The sequence below is a fragment of the Baia soyae genome (genome assembly GCF_004341445.1).
Lineage (GTDB): Bacteria > Bacillota > Bacilli > Thermoactinomycetales > Thermoactinomycetaceae > Baia > Baia soyae.
On record NZ_SLXV01000003.1, the window covers coordinates 66,113 to 88,531 of the forward strand.

Here is a 22,419-nt window from a genome sequence, read left to right on the forward strand (position 1 = left end):
GTGAAGAAATCAAGATGAATAATCAATATGACGTGATCGTCATCGGTGCGGGACATGCAGGGTGTGAAGCGGCGCTTGCTTCGGCTCGTATGGGGTGTAGGACGCTACTGTTGACATTAAGTTTAGATACCATTGCCTATATGCCATGTAATCCATCCGTAGGGGGACCTGCCAAAGGTCATGTGGTACGGGAATTGGATGCACTTGGCGGGGAGATGGGGAAAAATATAGATAAGACCCATATCCAGATGAGAATGTTAAACACGGGTAAAGGACCTGCTGTCTATGCACTACGTGCTCAAGCCGATAAATTGTTATACCAACGTGAGATGAAGCGAGTTTTGGAACAAGAACCAAACTTGGAGATTCATCAAAATATGGTCGAGCGATTCATCATAGAAGATGGAGAGTGCCAGGGTGTTGTGACTCGGACAGGTACTCGATATCACGCGAAATCGGTGGTGCTTACAACAGGGACTTATTTACGTGGGAAAATTATTATCGGGGATTTAGCCTATGAAAGTGGTCCCAATAATCAACAACCATCGATTAACTTAGCGCTTCATTTGCAGGAGTTAGGTTTTGAGATGGTACGCTTTAAAACAGGGACTCCTCCGCGGGTTAGCGCGAAGAGCATTGATACCAGTGTAATGGAAATCCAACCTGGGGATGAGACTCCACGTGCTTTTTCCTATGAAACAACGGAATATATCACGGATCAACTTCCTTGTTGGTTAACCTATACGAACGAACAAACACATGAATATATTCAAGAAAACTTGCATCGTGCTCCGATGTATTCCGGTACGATTGAAGGCAGAGGACCTCGATATTGCCCATCGATTGAGGATAAAATCGTTCGCTTCTCTGATAAAAATCGCCACCAGATATTTATTGAACCAGAAGGACGCGCGACGGAGGAGATTTATGTTCAGGGCTTATCAACAAGCTTGCCAGAGGACGTACAGCTTGAGATGCTACGTACGATTAAAGGCATGGAAAAAGCTGAGATGATGCGGACAGGCTATGCGATTGAGTACGATGCGATTGTTCCTACGCAATTATGGCCAAGCTTGGAGACAAAGGAAGTGCCAGGACTCTTTACAGCCGGACAGATTAACGGTACCTCTGGATATGAGGAGGCTGCGGCTCAAGGCATTATGGCGGGGATTAATGCTGCGAGAAAAGTACAAGGTAAGGATTCCGTTGTGCTTGATCGATCGGAGGCTTATATTGGCGTTTTGATTGATGATCTGGTGACGAAGGGGACAAACGAACCATATCGTTTGCTTACTTCGCGGGCCGAATACCGCCTCTTGTTGCGCCATGATAATGCAGATCTTCGCCTAACAGAGATCGGACATGACATTGGATTAATTAAAGAAGATCGCTACCGTCGCTTTACTGCTAAGAAAGAAGCGATTGCCCGTGAAATCACTCGTCTGCGTGAGACGAAAGTACGTCCAACACCCGAAGTGCAGCAAATCTTACGCGATATGGGGACAAATGAGATCAATAATGCAGTTGAGTTAGCCAATTTGATTAAGCGTCCCGAGCTTGGTTACGAGCAGATCGCGAGTATGGCACCACCAGAGGAATCCGTGGCGCCAGATGTAGCGGAACAGGTAGAAATCCAGCTAAAATACGAGGGTTATATCTCGAAATCGCTACAACAAGTAGAGAAGATGAAAAAGATGGAAGAAAAGCGAATTCCTCATTGGATCGACTATTCGAAGATCGCCGGTATTTCCTCGGAAGCCAGAGAGAAATTAGGGCAGATTCGTCCGATTTCGTTGGGACAAGCAACACGTATTTCAGGCGTGAACCCAGCTGATATTTCGATCTTGATGGTGCATATGGAACAGGGGACAAAAGCCGTTGAAGCATAACAAGGTGGGTCTGGTGAAAGCCAGGCCTATTTTTGAAGGGAGGATTTTGTTTGGAGCAGGGATTGTGGTTACAAGAAACAGTGAAGCCATGGGGAATTCACCTCGATGAGACACAGTTAAAGCAGTTTGATCAGTATTTTCATCTACTAGTCGAAACCAATAAAGTGATGAATTTGACGGGAATCACAGAGGAGAGGGAAGTGTATGTCAAGCACTTCTACGACTCCCTTACCCTGATGTTGCAACTAGGAGAGAAGGGGAGATCCGCCCTCCGCATGATCGATGTAGGAACAGGAGCAGGCTTCCCAGGAATCCCTCTTAAAATTGCCAATCCAGACTGGAAAGTGGTACTGTTAGACTCTTCACGCAAGCGGATTCAGTTTCTCGAGCAAATAGCAGGGGAGCTTGGCCTACAAAATGTAACTTGTATACATGGGAGAGCTGAGGACTTTGCGCACCAAAAAGAGTATCGTCAGATGTTTGACCTAGCCACTGCCCGGGCCGTAGCGAAGCTAAATGTCATCGCTGAATATTGTCTGCCCTTTGTAAAAGTAGGTGGAAGTTTTATCGCGATGAAGGGTTCTGCAGTTGATGAGGAAGTAGTGGAAGCGAAGCGTGCCCTTCACGTCTTAGGTAAGAACCAAGTGGAAGTACAAAAACTTACACTACCCGACGAGATGGGAAGCCGTCATCTGGTGAATTTAACCAAACGGGATCATACCCCGAAAGCGTATCCACGAAAAGCAGGTACACCGGTAAAACAGCCGATTGTATAGAAAAAAGCGAATCCTATCGTTGGGTAGGAATTCGCTTTTTGCTTATCCAAGATTATCAATTAAGTTGTGCAACCCACGCAGAGCAAGCTTTCGTTTTTCGATTTGATCCAGCTCTTGCCGTTTGCGATTGTTCTGGGAAATAGGAGTGAGGAATTCCTCCCATGAGTTATATCCATAGGCGTCTTCAAACTCAATTTCATCGGCTTTTAATCCATTGTTTTGCTGCTGCGGAGTAAATGGGTTTAAGTCATTCTCCTTCTCATGGAGAAGCTTTTTATCAACATGATGACTACTCTTGCCTGTGCTAAGATCGCCTTCAGGTGAGAAGGAGAATAGATCAAAAGGGGAGTTGTCACCCTTTGTCTCCAGACTCTTTTTTTTCGGTTCCTTTGATGAGTCCTTACTCGCATTTAGATCAATATTCTGGAACAGTCTACTTTTCTTTTGTGTCCGAGAACGCCTTCTAGGAGCAAATGGAGTGTCCGTCGTTACTGGTTCATCTTCTAGAGGGGTTGTCGTATGGGTCTGGGTATCTTTTGGCTTTTCCAAGAGGGTAAGAGAAACCAATTTGGATGTTTTCAATGGTTTGGAAGCTTCAACCTCGACTGGTTCGACGGATTCATTTCCACCGGATACGGGTTCCGTCTCTTTGGAAAAGAAATCAAATGGGTCGGGAGAGGAATTCCGTGATCTAGACTGAGAAAACTTTTTCCGTAAGCGAATATCACGCTCTTTATAGGCACGATTTGGTTCCTTCGATGCTTCCTGAAAAGAAAACACAAATTCGGTGTCATGGTCCTGATTTGTATCCTCTAATGACTCTGATGGGGTTTCCATTTCCATCGATTCATGCTCCGCTGTGGTGAGTTCTAGGTCTGGTATTGATTCTGATTCAACGGATGTATCTGGCTCCACTTTCGAAGGGCGGGATTCCCCTAAATCGGTATTAAGGTCAGCTTGCGTTTTTTGATCAGGTTGTTGAATCCGTTCGAACAAATGACTAGTAAGGGAACTTTGTAGCACCGCTGGAGTCACCGAGTTTTCTCTAGTGAGACGATCTTTGAGCGAATTTTCCCGATTCCAGAGGAGACTAGGTAAAATCGATTCTGGTTGGTTTTTAGTAGCTGAAATCGAATCATCCTGATCTTCTATTATTGAGGGCTCCTCTTGCTGGAAAAGAGCTGGCTGATCCTCAGGCTGTTTGAGTGAGGAATCAGTCTCTGGGATCACTGGCTGGGATTCCGATTCTGAAAGGACCTCTATCGAGCTTGCCTCTAGAGTGGGATCAAATTCTTCGATCGGATCAAAATAATCATCTTCGACCTTTAATTCTAAATCATCATTCACTTCTATATAACCTAATGAGACAGTAGGCTGTGTGGGCACTACATCTGGCTCACCAAATGAAGTAAGGTCTTCGTCTGATAAGAAAATATCTTCTGTCGCCTCGTCATATGATACTTGTTCCATAGTAACCAATTCGGTTTGAAAGACGAATGTAGTTGTTTTATGGAGTGGGGTATGTACTTCTTGTTTATGAGCCACAATTTTGTGGTCTTTACTTAGCGATGTATTGGAAGAAAGGGTTTCTTGACAAATCAACGATGTCGTAACGTGCAGGTCTAAATCGATCAAGAGAACCTTCTGACCCTGTTGTTCGCTAGCTCGGATTGCCTGTTCAGCTTTTTCTCTCGATCCTAGAATTATCACGTCATATTGTTCTAAGTGAGACATATCTTTCCCTCCTTCTTTTGGATGATTGCAGTCGGGTTATAATTATATAGTTTATTATCTCTCTTTTTACAAGTCATTTCTAGATAAAACTATTATGTTTGCTTGATTTTTTAGGATGATAGATGACAAATCTGTTACTGAAGCAGTCCCAGGGCTATGAATCTGCCCACAGCTCAAATAGTGAGCCAGCGAGGAAGTGGAGGTGTCCGCTACGCCCTTCTTCGCTAAGTAGGCTCACTAACATCGCTGTGGGCAGATCCATAGCCCCTAGTCTGTTGAGTGTACTAGTCAGGTTAGGAGGTTTTAGATAAGTTTTAGATAATAAATCTACTACTGATTCATAGCTCTTAGTTTGTGAGGAAGTTCATGGCATGTATCTGCTCCCTTTTATTAAGGTTTTTGCTTCTAAGCCTTTGATTAACCAGTGATGGGGATGAAGGGGAGGGAGAGTCTGTTCAATTGTTGCGATGTTAGCGATCCTACTTAGCGTAGCGGTCCGTAGTGTAGGGCGTTTTGGTGCAACATGTCCCCGCGTTCTGCCCTAGCGGAGGATTGCGAAGCGGACAGCTCTACTTCTCTGCTGGATCAGTATTTGAGCAGTGATTGGACAGACTCTCCTGCCCTCGATCACGCAATATTGGAATCATCAATTGGATTAGTATTTAAAAAATGTATTTTCCTATTTGGGACTCGTAATCAAATACTTTAGCCTATAAAGAGAACAAACGACCTTCCCACAAGTATCACGGGAGGTCGTTTGCATAAAAGGGCCCTATTTCTTTGTCGGTACAGCTACGACTTTCTTCTTTGCACCTTTTTCACTTAGATGATCTGGAACAGTAAACTCTTGTTGAATGGTAGCAGCGGCTTCTAGTAAATCTTTGACTGGTTGGGCTTTTGACTTGGATTGAGAGAATTTGCAGAGACCAAATCCATTGGCAAATTGCGCATCAATGCCGTAGTCCTCGGCAAAAATCAACTTATCGCCAAAGCGTTCGCGGTAGAACGGCTTAAATGGAATGGACGCGCCTCCGGTTAGGATGATGTATGTGATATCATCCCCAAAGTCTAGGCGTTGCCAAACTTCTTCTACCAATGCTTCCCCTACTTCGCGAATAGATTCGTTTACGATGTCGCTAATATCATGCGTTTTCCCTTTAAAACTGATCTCGCCAGAGCGAACGATGCGAGGCAAGCTCCAAATCGGATACTCTTTTCCGTTGTTCTCCGGATCGATCCCGCGGGTAAACTCTAGTAAACGTTTGGAGAGGAGGGTGTATACGTTTAGCATGGCATGGCGGGAAGTAAAGCTTTGTCGTTTGATAATGGTTTCTCCGTGCAATGTCTCAATGTCAGATGTACCGAAACCAAGATCGTTAATACTTACTTTTTGGATAAAGAGATCTTCATTCAGCAACTTTCCATCACGATCAAGCGCGATGTGGAAGAGAGTAGCCATCGGTTGGCTGATTACATAGAGATTTTCTTTCTTGATTTCAAATTCAATTCGACGCCAAGGTAGATTTCCTTGTTTCACTTCGAAGCTATGACGTCCGATCAGGCGACGTTTTAACTCTTCTTTATAATCAATATAGCTATCTGTTGGTAGGGCTACAGATACAACAGGTTCGTTACTACCTTGAAGCATGAGTCCTGTACTGACGCGGAACATAATTTGATACTCTTGTTCGCGAAACCAAGTTGGACTAAATAGACGGCGCTTATGGGAGTCAAATAATTCGTCATCCCCAGACTGTTCAACTGCAAGCTTCCCGCAGAACCACTCGCGATCCCCTTCACGCTCTCGATACATGATGTTATGAGGGTCATTGTTGTATGTAATTTCCCCCACTCGGTTCGGTACTACCATGTTACGAATAAACATTTTATAGAATTTTCCGTTAGATTTAGATACTACTTTCGTTCCATAGTATCCTTGATCATTACCTATATAAACTGGTGAATTCATATGTATTCCTCCTATTTTTGGATGAAATTCTTCTCTCCAACGATTCTATCAAGTGCAGAATGAAAGGGTCAATCATATTTCGTTGTTTTTCACATTTTCTAGATAGAAACCATTTTATTAGAACAGTCCAATAATAAAATCATATGTTTCACGTGAAACATATGAGGGCTTATTTTTTCTTTTTTAGCAGGTAGTTTCTAACATGTAGCGAAATGTATACCAATCCCTCCCAATTTATTATTCATAGGAAGGCGCAGGTGGTGAGTGTATGAAGGAGCCTTTTACTCGCTTCTTTGGCTTATCAGAGAAGATAACGGAGCAAATGAAGGATATATCAGTAGCAGAGATTTCTGTCAGTCCTTATCAACCGCGTACTATATTTGAGGATGAACGGTTGGATGAACTGTGCCTGACGATTCAGCAACATGGTATTATTCAACCTATTGTGGTCAGAAGAAAGCAGAAAGGTTATGAAATTATTGCGGGGGAGAGAAGATGGAGGGCGGTTCTTCGCTTAGGTCTTCCTACTATTCCAGCTATTATTAAAGACATGTCAGATCATCAAGCCGCATCTGCTTCACTCATTGAAAATTTACAACGTGAGAATTTAACAGTGATTGAAGAAGCAAGGGCTTATCAAAACTTGATCGAGATCCAATCTCTTACGCAAGAGGAGTTAGCTCAGAAATTAGGAAAAGGGCAATCCACTATTGCCAATAAAATTCGGCTACTCCAATTACCAACACAAGTTCAAAACGAGTTGTTAAAACGAACCATCACAGAAAGACACGCTAGAGCCTTATTGACGCTAAAAGAAGAAGCTCTTATTTTATCCATGTTGGAAGAGATTATCCAAAAAGAATTAAATGTAAAGCAGTCAGAGGAAAAGATCAAGAAGCTGATGGAAGCAAATGAAATGGAACAAAAGCAGTTACGACGCAAGAGTTATACACGAGATCTCAGGCTTGCTGTAAACACGATTAGACAATCGATTGATCTAGTGAAGCAAACAGGGATGGAAATATCCACAGAAGAGAACGAACATGATGATTTTTATGAGGTTGTGATACGGATTCCCAAGCAACCCGTGCATGCTTAATGTATGTACGCTGTGGATTCGACAAGATCATACAAGCTTTACTTATAACGCTTATGTTCGATATGATGAGTGGGAAGTTTCTTAGAATGAGGTGATTGTATGGGTAAAATCATTGCTATCGCCAATCAAAAAGGTGGAGTGGGTGTGCGTCCGTACAGGTCTCATAGAGATACCAGAAAGGTGTAGGACTAGAGAGAAGTCCTACTGGTGATTGGGCTTACCTGGAAGGGAAACTGGACAGGGAACATCGCATGCCCAAAAAGTGAGTTGTGAGAACTTGCGACACCATGGAGTGATATGGTTAAAGCTACACTGCTTGAACTCTAGCTTTGAGGCCCTGCCACTGGGGATATGCAGAGAAAATAACTGCATATGAGATGGTTACAGAGACCGTTACCCATAGTCGATGTACTCTCTACGATCTCCCAATCAATCAATGGATTGAGAAAGAAGCGAACGGAGAACCTACGTTACTCAGATAGCTCTATGAAACTAAAACGGAGAGGCCTAAAGGAAGATAATGTTTCCCATGGCGTCGGAGCCTTCATAGTAGTCTGAGATCGAGAAAGACGGTTACATGGCGAAGGAAGGCAGGTTATCAGATTACAGGGATAAAGTGAGGTATGCGGAATGCAATCGGCCGAACTAGTGCTATCTCTGATCAAACAGAAAGCAAGACAAGACGAAAATTTCCAATTTAATCGACTGTATCGAATCCTGTATAATCCGGATGTTTACTCCTATGGTTGGAAATCATCAGGGGAGTCCGTACCGAATCCCCTCGGAGCTTATCAATGGGACGACTGGTACCATTTGATTCAATCGGAGTGTTGGCATCCACATAGGAACATGGAAGGGCAAACGTTGTTTCCTGAGATGACGGTTATGAAAATTCTTCAAGTATGTCATCAGGCTCTATTTCCAGTACATGAAAATCAGTTTGTGATGGATCAGGGAACTTCTATGAAACATCATGATTTTCGTGAATTAGGGAGGACATTGCGAAATGCTACCAATAAGTGGTTGATTTCATTTTCGATACCCTTTGACCTAATGGATTCGTGGGAACATTGCCGAACGCTACTAAAGGTGCGATGTCAAGATGGTCGATGGTTAGAGTTGGTCCGAAGATGTCATAGCCAAAAGTGGCTCCATCCACATTCAGAATATGAGCGTTACGGAGTACAGCCATTTTCTTTTACACTACATAAGGCGATTGACACACTTGTGCAACGTATGCTTCTTGGAATGGACACGTTTTATATTCGGATTCATTCGCAGGTTCATATATTTGTAGATGCACCATTTTCGGAAGTGAAAAGATATCAACAGCGCTTGCAATCGGTGTGTGATCAGCATAAGCTACCGATTGTTGTAAATGATCCGGAGCGTAAAGGGAAGAGAGTGATCGGCCCCTATCAGATTGCTTGGCAGAGGAACCATCAGAAGTGGAAGGTTTACATAGCAGAAGAGGAATGTTGGCACTGGATAAAGTCCTTTACGAAAAGCGGGAGAGCCTGTCATGTTTCCAATCGAATTCATTTATCTATTCCACAGATTATAGAGTTGTATTGTCGTGATTTGCAATTATTTGATACTCATACAGAGGCTAAGAAGTATTTTCCGAAACAGAGGGACCGATTCTGTGATATACATTTTGTCAGCTTATGTAAAACCATCGCAGCGAAAGAAAAGAGTTCGGTTAAAAAGACATTAAATCGATATGGAACAAAAGAGAAGAGGGTTCTTCGGGCCAGGGATGGGGAGCGGTTCGCCCAGTATGATCCACGTTAATTTTCATTTTCGTCTTGTTTGATTCTGTGATAACTGGAGAGCCGTATATGCCGAAAGGTGTACGTACGGTTCGGAGGGGGTTGGTGGGAGACCTGCTTATTGGCAAGGCGTCTACCTTCTACCCTACAAAACTACAACCTCTATAAATTTGGCAGCATGTTTGGCGGCGATAGGCAAGAAAATTTTAATAGTAGATATTGATCCGCAAGGAAATACCACAAGCGGGCTAGGCATTAACAAAGCCGACGTGAAGCATTGTGTATATGATGTTTTGATTAATGATCGCTCTGTTGAAGAAGTAATCCTACCAACAGGCGTTGATAACTTTCATTTGATCCCAGCAACGATTCAATTAGCGGGTGCAGAGATTGAATTGGGACAGGCCATTTCGAGGGAATTAAGGCTCAAACGAGCCCTGCAAACCTGTAAGAATGAATTTGATTATATCTTTATCGATTGTCCACCATCATTGGGTATTATTACGCTAAATGCGCTAACTGCCGCAGAGTCGGTTATCATCCCGATTCAGTGTGAGTTTTACGCATTAGAAGGGCTAGGACAATTGCTTAATACGGTTCGTCTCGTGCAAAAACATCTGAATCGGAATCTGGAGGTAGAGGGAGTTCTTCTGACCATGTTCGATGCCCGAACCAACTTGTCCGTTCAGGTGATGGAAGAGGTAAAAAAATACTTCCAATCCAGAGTGTACGAGACCGTTATCCCTCGTAATGTTCGTTTATCGGAGGCGCCAAGTTATGGTAAATCTATCATTGCTTATGATCCAAGATCGAAAGGCGCTGAATGCTATATGCAATTAGCAAAGGAAGTGGCGAGAAGTGAGTAAAGGCTTAGGTAAAGGGTTAAACGCACTTTTTCTCAACACAGACGCTGATGTTCGTGACGATGATCTTGTAAAAGAAGTAGAAGTACTTGAATTACGTGCCAATCCATATCAACCGCGAAAGCACTTTGATGAAGATGGTTCTTTGAATGAATTAGCGGAATCAGTGAAACAACATGGGATTATCCAGCCCTTGATTGTACGAAAAAGCATTCGTGGATATGAGATTGTAGCAGGAGAACGACGGTTTCGTGCGGCGAAGCAGGTAGGCTTAGAGAAAGTCCCAGTTGTCGTCAGGGATTATACAGACAATGAAATGATGGAAATTGCGCTGGTAGAAAACCTGCAGAGAGAGGACTTAAACCCGATCGAGGTGGCGATGGCGTATCAAAAATTGCTTCAACACTTGCATTTAACGCAAGAGCAATTGTCAGAGCGAGTGGGCGTAAGTCGGTCACATGTTACCAATTTCATCCGTCTTCTACAGCTCCCCGCGGAGATTCAAGACAATGTTTCACGTGGAACATTGTCCATGGGTCATGCCAGAGCGCTTTTAGGAGTCAAAGATTCGGACTTACAAAAGAGGCTCTCGAAGAAAGTGATCGAAGAAGAGACCAACGTTCGTCAACTAGAAGAGTGGATCCAGCGGCTGAATCAGAAGGGGAGTCCAAAGACAGAGAAGGCAAAGCAGGAACAGGAGCTTTCCCCCGAGATGAGACGTTTTGAAGGTGTACTCCAAGAGATTTTTAGTACATCTGTTAAGATTCGTCCAGGTCGCAGAAAAGGTAAGATTGAGATCGAATACTACTCTGAGCGAGAACTGGAGCGGATCGTGGAGTTACTGCAACAAGATCGGATTTTATAGGGTAGATAAGCAGATATTGGGTGATCAAGGTCCGGAGAGTCTATTCAATCACTGCTCAATACCGATCCTGCAGAGAAGTGGACTTGCTTTCCACATCCTCGTAGGCTCACTATTTAAGCTGTGGATAGATATATGCCCCGGGCGCTCCATCTAATAGATAATCTAAAGTTCTTGCCTTTGAACACTGGACATAGATTCCTTAAGCAGAGCAACCTAACACAAACAACCCCAACTTCATGTGAAAACGAATCTCACACGAAGATCAGGGTTGTTTGTTATCTTTGTCCACTAAGGGTACATTATACATAAGGTTGTGCACGGTCTAACTCCGCATTTCGGACCAGGTGAATCGATTGCTGAATACTCCCCGCAATAATCTCTGCCATATTCATCACAAGACTTAAGCGAGTATTTTGTAGGACAAGGTATTCCATAAAGCCAGACACGTTCACAATACCAGTAATCGAAAGGTTCCCTATCTCTGGCAGGTCTTTATTAACACCTGCTCCGGGCTTGATAGAGCCTTGAGAAACCTGTATAGCACCCACATTTTTTAATTGTCCTAGACATGCATCAATGGCGATAATAAAGTTATCTGGGTGGTGCTGTTGAATCATTTCTACTGTACTAGCTAAGTTGAGAGCATGAACAGGTTCGTCAAGCGTTCCATAGACAGCCCCTATATCATGAAATCGTTTTTTCTGTAGGATAGAGCCAACAAGGGGTCCGAGTGAATCTCCTGTTGATCGATCTGTACCGATACAAACACAGACGATTTCACGTCCATGCGAGAGTTGTAAGAGATGTTGATAAAGGGAATGAGTGCAATTGTGTAGAGCGCTAGAATCTTGATAAGAGATGCGAAATGGAGAAAGAGTTTTAATTTGGTTAGATGATTCTTTCATCACCAGCGTCCTCTCAGAATATATTGATGTTACAGTATACGGATATTTTGAGAGGTTTATACCTACAGATTGAGAGATTTGTAGAGTGGGTAAGATAAGATGTAAGATACAATCTCTATGGAAGGAGGATGCTTAGATGCGAACATCATCTCTATTAAAATGGGTGATTCGAATGTTCCTCCGTTTATATCATCGTGTGGAAGTAATAGGAATGGAAAAGTTCCCCCGCGAAGGGGCCGCACTTATCGTTGGCAATCATATTAGTTATATCGATCCTTTTTATATTGGCTCTATGTTACCGCGCCATGTTCATTTTATGGCGAAAGCAGAAGCATGGAGATTTCGAATCACAAAGTTTTTCCTGGATATATTCCAGGCATTTCCTGTTAATCGAGAGAAAGCAGATATTCAAGCGATCCGAACCGCTTTGCGTTATTTAGAGGAAAAAAAATTGGTGGGTCTTTTTCCGGAGGGTGGAATTCGTGAGGATGTAGCCCCTCTCCAAGAAGTAAAACAAGGTGCTGCTTTCTTGTCCATAAAGGCCAATGCCCCTGTGGTCCCTATTTATCTGTCAGGTAGCGAAAAGGCGTTACCTGTAGGGAAGATTTGGATCAGACCTAGTAAGATTCGGATCATTATTGGAGATTTGATTTTGGTCCCAGAAGCAGGAACCTTTCGGGAGAGGCAAGAATATCTCTCGCAACAAATTTTGCAAACACTACTGGACTTACGGAAGTCGATTGAGCAAATGGATTAAGTTGTATACGTAGATGATTTTAAAATGGAGAGTGGGGAACTTTCTTGCAACGAAAAGAATTTGGGTTAGGCGATGTGGTAGAGATGAAGAAAGCCCATCCTTGCGGGACAAATGCCTGGAAAGTGATCCGTATGGGGATGGATATCCGCATCAAATGCACAGGTTGTGAACATAGTGTCTTGCTGCCTAGAATGAGATTTGAACAGAAGTTGAAAAAGGTGCTTACGTCTGCTGAGTCAGAAGGAAACTAACGATATCCAAAAGTGAGGGCGGTTCTATGGGAATCGCTTTTTGTTATGAATTATTTCCGCTATAATAAGATAGTTGAATCAAAGAATCGGGAAAATTGGAGTTGAATGATAAATGGCATTGACGACAGGAATAGTAGGTCTCCCGAATGTCGGGAAATCCACATTATTTAATGCGATTACACAAGCAGGGGCAGAATCAGCAAACTATCCATTTTGCACCATTGACCCAAACGTAGGAGTGGTAGATGTACCAGATGTACGGTTGGATCGCCTAGAGCAGATGATTAATCCTCAGCGAGTTGTGCCTACTTCCTTTCATTTTGTAGATATTGCAGGCTTAGTGAAAGGTGCGAGTAAGGGGGAGGGACTCGGAAATAAGTTTCTTTCTCATATTCGCGAAGTAGATGCAATTATTCACGTAGTGCGCTGCTTTGAAGACGAGAATATTACCCACGTATCTGGGAAGATCGATCCAGCGGATGATATGGAAACGATTAATCTCGAACTCGTATTTGCGGATATGGAGACAGTAGAAAAACGGATGGATCGCGTTTTACGTCAGAAGAAAAGTGGCGAGAAACTGGCTACTCAAGAGCATGATGTATTATCGAAAATACTTCCTGTATTGGAAGAGGGGAAGCCTGCGCGCTCTGTAGACCTAAGCCCTGAAGAGAAGCTGATCGTGAAAAGCCTGAACCTGCTAACGATGAAAAACATGCTTTATGCGGCAAATGTGAGTGAAGAGGAAGTTGCCAATCCAGATGGAAATCCACACGTTCAACGAGTAAAGGAAATCGCAGCATCGGAAGGCGCTGGAGTGGTCACGATTAGTGCTCAAGTAGAGGCTGAGATTGCCGAGTTAGATGATGAAGAGCGGAAAATGTTCCTAGATGAGCTAGGCTTGGAGCAATCAGGACTCGACCGTTTGATCACGGAGGCGTATCGTTTATTAGGCTTGATCACGTACTTTACTGCGGGTGAAAAAGAAGTACGGGCTTGGACCATTCGTGAAGGTACGAAAGCTCCACAAGCGGCGGGTGTGATTCATACTGACTTTGAACGTGGGTTCATTCGTGCAGAGACCGTTGCTTATGAGGATTTGATCAACTCTGGAAGTTTAGCACAGGCGCGCGAAAAAGGTCTGCTTCGTTTAGAAGGTAAGGATTATGTAGTGGATGATGGAGATGTGATGAACTTCCGTTTTAATGTGTAGCAGGTATGTAAAATGGATAAATCTACCTTTTTTCTAACAAACTACTTCACAATCGAACATACGTTTGATATGATTTTACCCATAGACATCAACGGAGTTTCACAAAATAGGAAATTGCTTCTAGCTTGCTATTATAGTTGAGCTTTGCTAGAATGGATTAACGTGAGTAAATATGCTCGCCCCTTGCTCTCTCCTTAGATGTGAGAGCCGCAAAGTCCAGAAGGAGGTGTAGACGGAATGCACAAATACGAATTGATGTACATCGTACGTCCAGATATGGACGAAGAAGCTGTGAAAGCAACCCGTGAGAAAGTAGCGGGTGTGATTACAAACAACGGTGGCGAAGTTGTGAAGACCGACGACATGGGGAAACGTCGTTTGGCTTACCTCATCAATAAATACCGTGAAGGTGTTTATACAGTTGTAAACTTCAACGGAGAAGCTACTATGGTTTCTGAGTTGGAGCGTGTAATCAACATTGATGAAAATATCATCCGCCATATGGTTGTAAACATGGATGAAAAATAAATACTAGAGGGATTCAAGGGAGAGATTGCGTCATGGTAAACCGAGTTGTTTTGATTGGTCGATTAACTGCTGATCCTGAAATGCGTTATACGCAGTCTGGGGTTGCAGTGACTCGCTTTTCCATAGCTGTAAATCGTAATTATACGAATCAGCAAGGAGAACGTGAAGTAGACTTTATCAATATTGTTGCATGGCGTGGTACAGCAGAAACCTGTGCTAACTACCTAAAGAAGGGGCGTCTGGTTGGTGTTGATGGCCGCTTACAAATTAGCGTCTATGAAAACCAAGAAGGCCGTAAAGTACGTAACGCAGAGGTAATAGCCGAAAGCGTTCAGTTCTTAGAATCAAATCGTACTCGTGAGGGTAACGGTTCTGATTTTGGCGATTCTTCTTATGGTGGCAACTCGGGTGAAAGCTTCGGCGGTAGCAATAATCATAACAATAACAACTTTGGCGGTGGCTGGAATCAAAACAATTCTAGCACCCAAGGTCGTCGTAAGGCGGATAATCCGTTCGAAGACGAGGGTAAGCCAATTGATCTCTCTGATGATGATCTTCCATTCTAGTTAACGATAAAATGTACTTTTTTTGGACAGGAGGGAATGTGAATGGCTCGTCGTCGTGGACATAAACGTCGTAAAGTTTGTTACTTCACAGTAAACAAAGTTGCTTACATCGACTATAAAGATACAGACTTGCTCCGTAAGTTTGTTAGCGAACGCGGTAAGATTTTACCACGTCGTGTAACAGGAACTAGTTCAAAATATCAACGTCAATTGACTCGTGCAATCAAACGTGCTCGTCAAATGGCACTCCTAGCTTATACAAACGACTAGGAATCTCTAAAAACAATCCATTTCGTGGGTTGTTTTTTTTGTTCCGTTGATAAACTTGATTAATTCCTTATTTAGCTTCTCTTTCTCTTCCCACATTAGCCCATGGCCACTATGCTCAAAAGGAACCAGTTTGGAGTGCGGAATCCCTTTATGAAGAGCAGTAGCAAGTGGATACAAACACACCTGATCGTGGATGCCGTGAAGAATGAGGGTGGGGACATGAATCTCACATAGATCAGAAAATAAAGTTTCATCCCGAAAAGTCTTCGCCACTTTAGCAGTAGCCCATCCCGCAGCTTCTAGTCCCATTTGTAGGAACCACTCTGCAAATGGTTGGGATATTTTTTGATGGAAAAAGGATGTTCCAAACTGCTCTAACATTTTTGGACGATCTTCGTATGTCCCTTCGATCAGACGATTCACTTCCTCAATGGGCAGTCCATGTGGGAAGTTGGGGCGCTGAACCACACTTGGGGCTGCTGCTCCGAGTAATGCTAGTTTGGAAACTTGATATCCACAATGTCGTGACATATACCGAATGGCCACTGCGCCACCCACCGAATGACCAACCAACATGATGTCTTGTAATTGAAGGGATTTGATTACACAGTAAATATCATCTGCCAACCGATTTAAACTATACTTCCTCCAAGGTTTATCCGATTTCCCAAAGCCACGAAGATCGACTCCAATACATCTACAATCATATCCAGGAAGATCATTAAATTGATATTCAAATAGATTATGATTTGCAGGCCATCCATGAATAAAGAGAATGGTTCGTTTTCCCTTGGGATTTACGTCTTCCGTATAAATCCTCACATCTGGCTCTACGTGTATATAGTAACCCAATACATTCGCCTCCATTATCAAGTCCCTACTCACAGTCACTTATAGATACATCTTATTTGCACGCAACAGATTCAATGTTACATTTTACAGAATACAGAAGTTGTTTTTCCCTACCAGGCAGGAAATAACATAGAAATGTGGAAATTCCTTCTAACGAGAAATTAGAAGGGGAGCGAATACCATGAACCGACCAGAAAAAGGTATACATATTGCGAAAAATATTAAAGTGGTCGACTGGTTAAAAACAGAAATCCTAGACCAAATCGCTAGCTTATTTCGGGGCCTCCATTATGCAAATCAACAAATGATCATAGATAGCCTTTCGAGCATTTTAGTTTCTGTTTACGTATTAGCCAGAAGGATGGGGATTCCTTACCGTGAAGTGGATCAAGTGGTCACCCAAAAATTGAGAGAACATATGAAAGAAGGGCATCAATTGGAAGAGTGGTATGGCGATTTGTCTGCTATGGAGAAATATATTAATAAACGTTAGAATAAGAATGAGAAATGGTCAGCTATAAATAAATCCAAAATCTGGTCAAATTTATAACTCCGCAAGAGTTGAAGCTCCGCTGAACTCGGGTAAAATAGAAGGTATGAGGTTATTAGTGTTACCCCAGCTTGGAGGAGTTAAAGGAAATGCCAAAAAATTTTTTGCATAGATGGCTAAGTGTATCCACAAGTTGGATATTAGGACTTACTGTATTACTCCTCATATGGATTCTTACAGAAAGGCTTTCCTATGTTGCAATTGCCACACTCTGTGTAGGATTCCTGACTGCCATGCAGTACAAAACAGAGTTCGAACTAAAAAAAGAACAATCCCAATACCTGTTAACGTTAACAGATCGCATTCAATTTGCTGGCCAGCTTGCAGTGAAGCACCTCCCAGTTGGCATGATCCTGATCAATCATGTGGGAGAGGTACAGTGGCATAATCCATTCGTATCCAATTTATTTCCCAAGGTAAGATTAATCGGTAGCAAGATTGCCGAGCACCTACCCGAACTGGATCCGGAGGAACATTCGCTATCAGATCCAATTATGATTCAGATTGGTGATAAACATTATTCGTGTATATATCATCGTGCTGAACGTTTATTTTTGATAGAAGAAGTAACGAAGTGGGTATCATTACAAGAGAAATACGAAGAAGAGAAGCCGATTTTAGGTTTCTTGCATCTGGACAATATAGATGAGGCGGGGCAGGGGCTATCCGACCAAGAAGAAACCCTTTTGATCAGTAAGGTGTTCCAAGCGATTTCAGAATGGGCTTTGCATTATGAAGTGGCTCTAAAGCGAATTGATACCGATAAAATGTTTTTTATCATGTTTCAAAAGAACTTGGACCGCATGATTCATGATCGTTTTGACATACTGGATACAGTACGAGAGATGACGCGAAATAATAAGATCCCTATTACACTAAGTCTAGGAATCGCTAGCTTGGGAGAAACGCTCGTTGAAAAGTCCAAACATGCACAAGCCGCACTCGAAGTAGCGTTGGCGCGTGGTGGTGATCAAGCTGCTGTACAGTCAAAAGAGAAAATTGCCTTTTTTGGAGGTAAGACCAACGCAGTTGAAAAACGAAATCGGGTAAAGGCTAGGGTCATTTCTCATGCGATTAGTAATCTGCTACAAGATTGCGAACGAGTGATCGTGATGGGACATAAGCAACCTGATTTAGATGCGATCGGTGCTGCGATTGGTGTAGTAAAATTAGCAGAATTAAACGATTGTGAAGCGCTTATCGTTCTAGATGATGATTTAAGTGCAATTCAAAAGTTAATGGATGAGATTTGGAAGCACGAGGACTTAAGCGAAGTGTTCATCACTCCGGATCAAGCCATGCAGTGGATCGGTGATCCAGACACCCTCCTTGTGCTAGTGGATACACATAAACCGTGTCTAGTGACAGATAAGAGACTGATCGAACGTGCTGATCAAGTGGTCGTGATAGACCATCACCGTCGTGGGGAGGATTTTGTTGAAGATTCCGTTCTGGTATACTTAGAGCCCTACGCATCGTCTACTTGTGAACTAGTCACGGAGTTACTTCAGTATCAGGATCATCGTTTAACTATGGATACGCTGGAAGCATCAGCTCTCCTCTCTGGAATCGTGGTGGATACGAAGAACTTCTCCGTTCGCTCTGGATCGAGGACTTTTGAGGCGGCTGCCTTTTTACGGAGACACGGAGCCGATCTCATGTTCGTGCAGTCCTTACTAAAAGAGGACCTGAGCCAGTTCGTAAAACGTGCAGAACTCATACGAGAAACGGAGTTATATCAAGGAAAGATTGCGATCGCAGTGGGAGATGAGAGCCTGATTTATGACCAGTTGCTCATCGCTCAAGCAGCTAATACGCTATTAGATATGCAAGGGATCTCTGCTTCTTTTGTGATTGCGTATAAAGCAGAAGGAGTTGTTTCGATTAGTGCAAGATCGGAAGGAGATCTAAATGTCCAATTGATCATGGAACAGATGGGCGGTGGTGGACACCTGACCCATGCTGCCTGTCAACCAGAGCACAAAAGTGTTCAAGAGTGCAAACAAATACTAAAATCCCTAATTCAAGAACAGCTGGAGGGGGAGGAGACATCATGAAAGTCATTCTATTAGAAGATGTAAAAGGAACAGGTAAAAAAGGTGAATTAAAAGAAGTATCAGAGGGGCATGGCCGTAACTACCTATTACCAAGGAAGTTAGCAGTTGAGGCAACAAGCGGAAACGTAAATAGCTTGAAAGAAAAACAACGCTTAGACGATGTAAAAAAGACACAACTACTAGAAGATGCAAAAAAGCTTGCTACCCAAATGGAGTCATTAGAAGTAGTTCTATTTGCAAAATCAGGTAAAGAAGGCCGTCTTTTCGGGGCAATCTCGACCAAACAAATCGTCGAAGGGTTGAACAAGCAACACCAAATGAAGATTGATAAAAAGAAACTGCTCCTTGACGATGCGATTCGTACACTGGGCGTAACCAAGGTGCCTGTGAAGCTCCATCCAGAAGTAACAGCTACCCTTTCAGTACATGTAAAAGAACAAGGATAGAAACTAGCTGAAGCACCAAAGCCAAGTCCATTAGGGATTAGGAATAGGCTAGGGGCAATGTATCCACCTAATAAAGGATAATCAACAAACTTGTAGAAACAAATGGAAAGGCTCCACTGTTCCCACTAGGGAGTGGAGCCTTCTCAGTCGGTTGGGAGGAAAAATAGTTTGAACGAATTATTTGCAGATCGTCTTCCGCCACAAAATATAGAAGCAGAACAAGCCGTTTTGGGGGCGATTATCCTCGAACCTTCTGTACTGATCTCGGTAAATGAGCGGTTACGAACAGAGGACTTCTATCGTCCTGGACATCAGAAATTGTTCCAGGTGATGAATGAAATTGCCGAAAAGGGAGAGCCAGTCGATCTCGTAACCGTTACAGCAGATCTCTCCGATAAAAAAGTGTTAGATGAAATCGGTGGAGTCTCCTATCTAACAGAGCTGGCATCCGTTGTCCCCACAGCGGCAAACGTAGAATATTATGCTAAAATCGTGGAAGAAAAAGCGGTTTTACGTCGACTCATTCGCACTGCGACTCAAATCGCGATGTCCGGATACAGTGGGGGAGAAGAAGTTTCCAGTTTGATCGATACAGCAGAGAAAAAAATCCTGGAAATTTCTAAGCGGAATATTAAGGGTGGATTTCTTCCCATTAAAGATGTGTTATTAGAGTCATTTGAGCAGATCGAAAGGCTTCACTATAATAGTACGGGGATTCGTGGGATTCCTTCTGGGTTCACCGATCTAGATAGAATGACGTCTGGATTTAACAAATCCGATCTCATTATTGTCGCTGCACGTCCTGCGATGGGGAAAACGGCATTTGCACTCAATATCGCTCAAAATGTGGCGCTAAGAGCAAATGAAACCGTGGCAATCTTTAATCTCGAGATGTCTGCTCCGCAAATGGTGATGCGGATGCTCTCGGCTGAAGGAAATATAGATGCACAAGCCTTCCGAACAGGAAATTTAAATGAGGAAGATTGGGAAAAACTAACTATGGCAATAAGCTCTTTGTCCGAAGCCAAGGTCTTTATTGATGATACACCCGGGGTAACGGTACACGATATTCGTTCTAAGCTTCGTAGACTACAGACAGAACATGGCCTTGGAATGGTGGTCATCGATTATCTTCAGCTGATCAATGGGCGAGGAAATGGTGAGAGTCGCCAACAAGAAATCTCAGAGATTTCCCGTTCGCTCAAGTTGATGGCGCGGGAATTTGACTGTCCGATTATTGCCCTATCCCAGTTGTCGCGTGCTGTAGAACAGCGACAGGATAAACGGCCCATGCTATCTGATCTGCGTGAATCAGGTTCGATCGAGCAAGATGCGGATATTGTAGCATTTTTATATCGTGATGATTATTATAATGAGGATTCCGAGAAGAAGAACGTGGCGGAAGTCATCATCGGGAAACAAAGGAGTGGCCCTGTAGGAAAAGTAGAACTTCTTTTCCTCAAAAACTATAACAAATTTCTCAGTTTAGAGATAAAAAACTAGACTAAGAACGAATGAATGTTTTATTTTTCAGCTTAATGTTCGGTTTTCTTATTGACATTCTCTTTGTGTCACTGATACAATATTCTCGTTCAGATATGTACGGATTCGTTTTAACCCTTACTTGTCTTTAGTTGATCGGAGGAATGGAAAATGTCAACAGCTGTTGTCGTAGGTACCCAGTGGGGAGATGAAGGAAAAGGGAAGATTACGGATTTCCTTGCTGAGAAAGCAGAGGCCGTGGCTCGTTACCAAGGTGGTAATAATGCCGGCCACACGATTGTGTTTGGCGGTGTAAAATACAAGCTTCACATGATTCCCTCTGGCATTTTTTATCAAGATAAAATTTGCGTTCTAGGGAATGGAATGGTGATTCATCCAGAAGCATTGATCACCGAGTTAGATTATCTAGTCGGTTACGGAGTTGATTTATCGAACTTACGTATTTCGGACCGTGCTCATCTCATCATGCCGTACCACTTGCGTCTGGATCGTCTAGAAGAGACAAGTAAAGGTAGTAGCAAGATTGGAACAACGGGCAAAGGAATTGGCCCTGCTTATATGGATAAAGCAGCACGCGTGGGCATTCGAGTCGGAGATCTACTCAACCCAAGTCGCTTTGCTGAGAAATTAAAACGTAACCTAGAAGAAAAAAATCGGATTCTCGAACGTCTATATGAGGTAGAACCATTTGGCTTCGAGGAAATTTATGATACTTACATGAAGGCTGCCGAGCGAATCAAGCCTTACATTATGGATACTTCTGTTGTACTAAATGATGCAATCGACCAAGGGAAGCGGGTTCTATTTGAAGGCGCACAAGGTGTCATGTTAGACATCGACCAAGGTACCTATCCATTTGTAACGTCCTCTAACCCAGTTGCCGGCGGAGTATGTATCGGCTCAGGTGTAGGACCTACGAAAATCAACCAAGTGGTAGGAGTGGCGAAAGCATACACTACCCGCGTAGGAGACGGTCCTTTCCCAACGGAACTGCACAATGAGATCGGAGATCAGATTCGTGAGATCGGACGGGAATACGGAACGACTACAGGCAGACCTCGCCGTGTAGGTTGGTTTGATAGTGTGGTCGTACGTCATGCGCGTCGTGTAAGCGGGATTACAGGGCTATCCTTAAACTCCCTTGACGTCCTAACAGGTCTCGACACCGTGAAAATCTGTGTGGCTTACAAATACAAAGGGGAGCTGATGGAGAACTATCCAGCTGACCTCGATATCCTCGCTGACTGTGAACCTGTTTACGAAGAGTTCCCAGGCTGGCACGAAGATATTACCCAAGTAAAAACGCTCCACGATCTCCCACTAGCGACCCAACATTACGTGGAACGGATTACCCAACTAACAGGGATTCCGCTCACAATCTTCTCTGTTGGCCCAGGTCGGGATCAAACGATTCAAGTTCGTCCTGTATATGCGTAGATGAAAAAGGAAGCTGTGCCCTATGGGGCGCGGCTTTTTTGATTTTAGCCATTTATCACAATGTAGGTGTGCTCCTCTAATGGGATAAAATATAGAAATAGCACACAAAAAGAACTA

General features: G+C 43.2%; 20 protein-coding genes and 1 pseudogene. 17 read left to right on the forward strand and 4 right to left on the reverse strand.

Annotation, left to right across the window (positions count from 1 at the left end; translation table 11 throughout):
- Positions 1-14 precede the first annotated feature (14 nt).
- Together mnmG and rsmG are read left to right on the forward strand one after the other, a co-directional pair.
- On the forward strand, positions 15-1,889 hold the full coding sequence (mnmG, locus tag EDD57_RS01805; protein ID WP_131847757.1) for a tRNA uridine-5-carboxymethylaminomethyl(34) synthesis enzyme MnmG: 1,875 nt from the start codon (positions 15-17) through the stop codon (positions 1,887-1,889).
- 50 nt (positions 1,890-1,939) lie between these two features.
- The gene (rsmG, locus tag EDD57_RS01810) at positions 1,940-2,665 is read left to right on the forward strand and encodes a 16S rRNA (guanine(527)-N(7))-methyltransferase RsmG (RefSeq protein WP_131847759.1); all 726 of its coding nucleotides are present in this window, start codon (positions 1,940-1,942) and stop codon (positions 2,663-2,665) included.
- Between the two features lie 42 nt (positions 2,666-2,707).
- Here rsmG and EDD57_RS01815 read toward each other — a convergent pair whose 3' ends face one another.
- Both EDD57_RS01815 and EDD57_RS01820 read right to left on the reverse strand, forming a co-directional pair.
- Positions 2,708-4,399, reverse strand: coding sequence for a hypothetical protein (locus EDD57_RS01815; protein ID WP_131847761.1), 1,692 nt, complete (start codon positions 4,397-4,399; stop codon positions 2,708-2,710).
- A 772-nt stretch (positions 4,400-5,171) separates the two neighbouring features.
- The gene (locus tag EDD57_RS01820) at positions 5,172-6,368 is read right to left on the reverse strand and encodes a ParM/StbA family protein (protein ID WP_131847763.1); all 1,197 of its coding nucleotides are present in this window, start codon (positions 6,366-6,368) and stop codon (positions 5,172-5,174) included.
- 268 nt (positions 6,369-6,636) lie between these two features.
- Here EDD57_RS01820 and noc point away from each other — a divergent pair, with 268 nt between their 5' ends.
- From noc to EDD57_RS01840, 4 genes and pseudogenes are all read left to right on the forward strand, one after another.
- Positions 6,637-7,467, forward strand: coding sequence for a nucleoid occlusion protein (gene noc, locus EDD57_RS01825; RefSeq protein WP_131847765.1), 831 nt, complete (start codon positions 6,637-6,639; stop codon positions 7,465-7,467).
- Between the two features lie 630 nt (positions 7,468-8,097).
- Entirely contained in the window at positions 8,098-9,261 is a 1,164-nt protein-coding gene (locus EDD57_RS01830; protein ID WP_131847767.1) for a hypothetical protein, read from the forward strand.
- A 127-nt stretch (positions 9,262-9,388) separates the two neighbouring features.
- Positions 9,389-10,105: pseudogene (locus EDD57_RS01835) on the forward strand (ParA family protein); the annotation flags it as partial.
- Positions 10,098-10,967, forward strand: a complete 870-nt coding sequence (locus tag EDD57_RS01840; RefSeq protein ID WP_131847771.1) for a ParB/RepB/Spo0J family partition protein — start codon at positions 10,098-10,100, stop codon at positions 10,965-10,967. The pseudogene EDD57_RS01835 and the gene EDD57_RS01840, both read left to right, overlap by 8 nt.
- A gap of 299 nt (positions 10,968-11,266) precedes the next feature.
- On the opposite strand, the gene yyaC is transcribed toward EDD57_RS01840, so the two are convergent.
- Positions 11,267-11,872, reverse strand: a complete 606-nt coding sequence (gene yyaC, locus EDD57_RS01845) for a spore protease YyaC (protein ID WP_131847773.1) — start codon at positions 11,870-11,872, stop codon at positions 11,267-11,269.
- Between the two features lie 136 nt (positions 11,873-12,008).
- Here yyaC and EDD57_RS01850 point away from each other — a divergent pair, with 136 nt between their 5' ends.
- The 6 genes from EDD57_RS01850 to rpsR all read left to right on the forward strand — a co-directional run bounded on the left by EDD57_RS01850 (position 12,009) and on the right by rpsR (position 15,457).
- Positions 12,009-12,629 carry a lysophospholipid acyltransferase family protein gene (locus tag EDD57_RS01850; RefSeq protein WP_131847774.1) on the forward strand — a complete coding sequence of 207 codons (621 nt, stop codon included), beginning with the start codon at positions 12,009-12,011 and terminating at the stop codon, positions 12,627-12,629.
- 44 nt (positions 12,630-12,673) lie between these two features.
- Positions 12,674-12,880, forward strand: a complete 207-nt coding sequence (locus EDD57_RS01855) for a DUF951 domain-containing protein (protein WP_131847776.1) — start codon at positions 12,674-12,676, stop codon at positions 12,878-12,880.
- Between the two features lie 112 nt (positions 12,881-12,992).
- Positions 12,993-14,093, forward strand: coding sequence for a redox-regulated ATPase YchF (gene ychF, locus EDD57_RS01860; protein ID WP_131847778.1), 1,101 nt, complete (start codon positions 12,993-12,995; stop codon positions 14,091-14,093).
- A gap of 237 nt (positions 14,094-14,330) precedes the next feature.
- Positions 14,331-14,621, forward strand: coding sequence for a 30S ribosomal protein S6 (gene rpsF, locus EDD57_RS01865; RefSeq protein WP_131847780.1), 291 nt, complete (start codon positions 14,331-14,333; stop codon positions 14,619-14,621).
- Positions 14,622-14,653: 32 nt separating this feature from the next.
- A complete protein-coding gene (ssb, locus tag EDD57_RS01870; RefSeq protein WP_131847782.1) occupies positions 14,654-15,187 on the forward strand; it encodes a single-stranded DNA-binding protein in 534 nt (177 codons plus the stop codon).
- A gap of 42 nt (positions 15,188-15,229) precedes the next feature.
- On the forward strand, positions 15,230-15,457 hold the full coding sequence (gene rpsR, locus EDD57_RS01875; protein WP_131847784.1) for a 30S ribosomal protein S18: 228 nt from the start codon (positions 15,230-15,232) through the stop codon (positions 15,455-15,457).
- A gap of 6 nt (positions 15,458-15,463) precedes the next feature.
- On the opposite strand, the gene EDD57_RS01880 is transcribed toward rpsR, so the two are convergent.
- Complete coding sequence (locus EDD57_RS01880) at positions 15,464-16,309, reverse strand: alpha/beta fold hydrolase (protein ID WP_131847817.1); 846 nt, start codon at positions 16,307-16,309, stop codon at positions 15,464-15,466.
- A 181-nt stretch (positions 16,310-16,490) separates the two neighbouring features.
- Between EDD57_RS01880 and EDD57_RS01885 the strand changes: the two genes are divergently transcribed.
- The 5 genes from EDD57_RS01885 (at position 16,491) to EDD57_RS01905 (ending at position 22,302) form a co-directional block, all read left to right on the forward strand.
- Positions 16,491-16,802, forward strand: coding sequence for a MazG-like family protein (locus tag EDD57_RS01885; protein ID WP_072332140.1), 312 nt, complete (start codon positions 16,491-16,493; stop codon positions 16,800-16,802).
- Between the two features lie 146 nt (positions 16,803-16,948).
- Positions 16,949-18,916, forward strand: a complete 1,968-nt coding sequence (locus EDD57_RS01890; RefSeq protein ID WP_131847786.1) for a DHH family phosphoesterase — start codon at positions 16,949-16,951, stop codon at positions 18,914-18,916.
- Positions 18,913-19,362 (forward strand): 50S ribosomal protein L9, encoded by a 450-nt coding sequence (gene rplI / locus EDD57_RS01895; RefSeq protein WP_131847788.1) that lies wholly within the window; start codon positions 18,913-18,915, stop codon positions 19,360-19,362. The genes EDD57_RS01890 and rplI overlap by 4 nt, the downstream gene beginning before the upstream one ends.
- Positions 19,363-19,530: 168 nt before the next feature.
- Positions 19,531-20,865, forward strand: coding sequence for a replicative DNA helicase (gene dnaB, locus EDD57_RS01900; protein WP_131847790.1), 1,335 nt, complete (start codon positions 19,531-19,533; stop codon positions 20,863-20,865).
- A gap of 150 nt (positions 20,866-21,015) precedes the next feature.
- Positions 21,016-22,302 (forward strand): adenylosuccinate synthase, encoded by a 1,287-nt coding sequence (locus EDD57_RS01905; RefSeq protein ID WP_131847792.1) that lies wholly within the window; start codon positions 21,016-21,018, stop codon positions 22,300-22,302.
- Positions 22,303-22,419 lie beyond the last annotated feature (117 nt).